We start from the raw sequence: 3,780 nt of genomic DNA, 5'->3' as shown, positions 1-3,780 counted from the left end.
GGAAACCCCTCCTTTTTCATCATTTCCCTTTGATCTTCACGGTCAATCTTTTTCTTTTTTTCGTTCTTCTGCGTTTTAAGACCCTTTTGCCTCCTTTGGTCTTGCTCCTTTTTCTGAAACCGTGGTCCCTCACCCTTTTGATTCTTGAAGGCTGATATGTCCTTTTCATTTTTCACTCCCTTTTCAGTTATTATATATTCCGCCTCAAGCAGAGTCAAGCGAAAAAGGAAGAATGAATTTACAAGTTTTTTTCTTATCGTCTTAATCTGAATGGGGATAAGTGACTGTTCTTTTTTGAAATCAAATATTCCCGAAGATATTCTTGAAATTCTCTCGGGATTTTTCAGATAAAATCTTTTTAATCTTTGGTTCATAAACAGATTAAATCTTTTCCAAAGTTTTTTTCTAAAATCTCTTGACAAGTCTAAAGAGGTAGTTATCTTCGAGATGACAAACTGGGTGAGGATATCTCAAGATATTGATCAATAAGTCTAGGAGGAGAGCCTGCTTTTACAACAGGTATGCAGAATTTAAAAAAATCTTGTGGATAATTCAGTGGAATCCTGTAAATAGATCCTCATAACCTCAAGCCTTACAAAGCACACTTCTTTATAAACATCTGTGGATAACTTTCCACAGTATGAAGGGAAATCAATTGCTCATACAAAATTTTATGCCGGCAGATAACGAAAAGGTCTGGCAGGAATGCCTCAGTTATTTAAGCCAGAAAGTAAAAAAGCAGAGTTTTAATACCTGGCTCAGACCTACCCGGGGGATACCCTCTGAGGAAAAAGTATTAAAGGTAGCAGTTCCGAATAAATTTGTAGGGGAATGGATTGAAGAACACTATCTTGAGCTTATCCAGGAGGCAATGGAGAAAGTAATTCAGGAGAAATTGCCTTTATCCTTTTCGATCTCAGACCAGACCGGGGAGACCTTTAACAGAATAAATTTTGAAAACAACGAAAAAAAAGCTGCCGCCATTCTTAAAAAACCCAAACTAAGTCAGAAGAATAACCGGTTCAATCCCAGATATACCTTTGATACCTTCGTGGTTGGAGAAAGCAACCAGTTTGCCCATGCGGCAGCCTTAGCTGTGGCTGAGGCACCCGGGAAGACTAAGTTTAACCCGCTTTATGTTTACGGAGGAGTGGGCTTGGGTAAAACCCATCTGGCCCAGGCGATTGGACATTATGTCAGAGAAGAATATCAAGAGTTAAATGTCCTCTATGCTACCAGCGAGGAGTTCACTAACGATTTCATAAATTCAATCACCAAGAATACCACCCAGGAGTTTGTCAACTACTACCGGAATGTAGACTTGCTCCTATTAGATGATATCCAGTTTTTCGCAGGCAAGGAATCGACCCAGGTTCAGTTCTTTCATACCTTTAATGCGCTTTACCAGAGCGGAAAGCAGATCATCTTAACCTCTGACCGTCCTCCTAAAGATATCAAAGGTTTAGAGGAGAGGCTTTTGTCCCGGATGCAGTGGGGTCTGGTCACAGATATTCAGCCACCGGATTTAGAAACCAGGATCGCTATCCTGCAGAAAAAAAACGAATCGGATGGGGTGACCATTCCCCAGGAGGTTGCAGTCTTCATTGCGGACAATATAACCTGCAACATAAGGGAATTAGAAGGGGCATTGATAAGACTTTTAGCTTATTCCTCCCTGAATGGCAAAGAGTTAAGCGTGGAGTTAGCCAGGGAGGTTTTGAAGGATGTTATGAAAAACAGGTCCAAGGAGATAACTATAAAAGATATCCGGAAAAAGGTAGCAGAAAGTTTTAACCTTACTGAGGAGTCCCTTTGCTCCAAAAGAAAAACCCAGGAGATAGCCTTGGCCCGGCAGGTAGCTATGTATTTAACCCGGAGCTTGACCAAGACCTCCCTGAAAACCATAGGTCTTGAATTTGGAGGAAGGGACCACTCTACAGTTATTCATGCCTGTAATCTGATCGCTGAGAATCTGAAAAAGGATTTGGAATTCAAATTAAAAATCGATCAGATTATCAACTTTCTATATTCATCCTAATTTGTCTAATTTGACCTTGAGGGATCCAGTGGATAAGTTGTGGGTTGAAAGTGGAGAAAGGTTTCTAAAAGATTTTTGTTGAATAGTTGATGGTATTTTAATATCTTATCCACTGATCAGTATTTGAAAATTTTAAGTAAAAGTCAAGAGGTTAAAAGAGTTAATTTTAAAGAATTAAATTTTATCAACAAATCCACCTTATTATTATTAATTATTATTTTATAACTATCTTTAATTAAAATATACAGGAGGAAGGAAATGAAGTTGACAATCTTAAAAAGCAAGTTGCTCTCCGCCTTACAGGATATCGTAAGCGTTATTCCCAGCAAGACCACTTTGCCGATTTTATCACACATTCTCATAGAGGCGGATGATTCCAAGATCAAATTGGCGGCTACGGATTTGGATATATCGATGACCACCACCCTGGAAGCAAAAGTGACAAAAAAGGGCGAGATAACGGTCCCGGCAAAAACCTTTACCGATATAATCCGGGAATCGCCTGAAACCCAGATCGAGATCAGTGCGGCTGATAACCGGATGGAGCTTAAGATAAATCACGGTGTTTATAAACTTCCAGGTTTACCAGTGGATGAATTTCCCAAACTACCCACAGTCAATCTATCCAAAGAGATAAAGATAGCCGGTCAGGACCTCTGCAGGATGATAAAAAGAACCATCTATGCGGTTTCAACTGATGAGACCAGGCCAGCGTTAAACGGGATTTTGTGGCAGACCAAAGGCGAGAATATCCAGATGGTGGCCACAGATGGTCATCGTCTGGCAAAATTTTCCCAGAAAAATAAAAAGCTCAAAGGCCTGCATGAGGATGTGATAGTACCTCCAAAGATCCTGGGAGTTCTGACCAGACTGATCGGAGACCAGGAAAAAGAAGTAGGGCTCATCTTTGAGGAAAACAGTTTAGTCTTCGATTTGGGAGACACGATTCTGTCGACCCGGCTGATAGAGGGACCTTATCCCAGTTACGAACAGGTCATACCAAAGGATAATGATAAAAAATTAATCGTGGAAAAAGAGCTTTTAGCTAACACCGTAAAAAGGGTTTCCATACTTTCCAATCTCTTAACCCATCAGGTAAAATTCTCCTTAAAAAAAGATATTTTGGAGCTTTCCTCTGCCAATTTCGATATGGGCGGAGAGGCAAAGGAGAAAATCCCCTGCGATTACAAAAATGAGGATTTGGATTTAGGTTACAATGCCCAGTATATCCTGGATGCTCTCAAGCAGATAGATGGGGATGAGGTCATGTTTGAGCTATCCACTCCGGTCTCAGCCGGAATGGTCTACTCAACTCAGAAAAAAGAAGACGAAGAATATCTCTGCCTGATAATGCCTCTGAGGTTAGTGGAGTAGGAGAGTAGGAACAGGCAAGTCCGGGAAACCCGCCAAAGGCAGGTAGGAAATGCCTGTTCTACGACGGAATGTGTCTCACAATCTCAAAAGGAGCAAAGCATGAAACACTTAATTACAGTAATGTTCGTGCTGGGTTTTTCTCTTACTCAGCTCTCTTGTGCAAGGCATGAGGCTTTCGATGAAGTGCAGGTTCGGAAGTCCATTGAAGAGGCGAATGCTAAGTACAGCGAAGCGATACGACAGGGTAATGTGGATGGCGCAGTTGCCTTGTACACGGATGACGCCACCATGGTCCCGCCTGACGGTGAGATAGTTAAGGGAAAACAGGCGATCGAGGAATTGTATAAGAAATTCTTCCAGATGGGAGT

Annotated in this window: 4 protein-coding genes; 3 read left to right on the top strand and 1 reads right to left on the bottom strand. The window is 41.3% G+C overall.

Translation table 11 applies throughout. The features are described from left to right. Positions 1-19 precede the first annotated feature (19 nt). Positions 20-169 carry a 50S ribosomal protein L34 gene (rpmH, locus tag MUP17_11265; GenBank protein ID MCJ7459560.1) on the bottom strand — a complete coding sequence of 50 codons (150 nt, stop codon included), beginning with the start codon at positions 167-169 and terminating at the stop codon, positions 20-22. 504 nt (positions 170-673) lie between these two features. On the opposite strand from rpmH, the gene dnaA reads away from it, so the two are divergent. From dnaA to MUP17_11250, 3 genes are all read left to right on the top strand, one after another. After that, positions 674-2,038, top strand: coding sequence for a chromosomal replication initiator protein DnaA (dnaA, locus tag MUP17_11260; protein ID MCJ7459559.1), 1,365 nt, complete (start codon positions 674-676; stop codon positions 2,036-2,038). A gap of 258 nt (positions 2,039-2,296) precedes the next feature. Continuing rightward, positions 2,297-3,412: a DNA polymerase III subunit beta gene (gene dnaN, locus MUP17_11255; protein ID MCJ7459558.1), complete on the top strand. Its 1,116-nt coding sequence runs from the start codon at positions 2,297-2,299 to the stop codon at positions 3,410-3,412. Positions 3,413-3,511: 99 nt separating this feature from the next. Beyond that, a partial coding sequence (locus tag MUP17_11250) for a nuclear transport factor 2 family protein (GenBank protein MCJ7459557.1) occupies positions 3,512-3,780 on the top strand: 269 nt, incomplete at its 3' end.

The organism is Candidatus Zixiibacteriota bacterium (assembly GCA_022865345.1).
Classification (GTDB): domain Bacteria; phylum Zixibacteria; class MSB-5A5; order MSB-5A5; family RBG-16-43-9; genus RBG-16-43-9.
The sequence above is the reverse complement of the archived record's forward strand: the minus strand, read 5'-3'. Positions and strand labels throughout refer to the sequence as shown.

Excerpts from the sequence above, each read along its gene's own strand:
- rpmH (MCJ7459560.1), bottom strand. The coding sequence starts at position 169 with ATGAAAAGGACATATCAGCCTTCAAGAATCAAAAGGGTGAGGGACCAC.
- dnaA (MCJ7459559.1), top strand. The coding sequence starts at position 674 with ATGCCGGCAGATAACGAAAAGGTCTGGCAGGAATGCCTCAGTTATTTA.
- dnaN (MCJ7459558.1), top strand. The coding sequence starts at position 2,297 with ATGAAGTTGACAATCTTAAAAAGCAAGTTGCTCTCCGCCTTACAGGAT.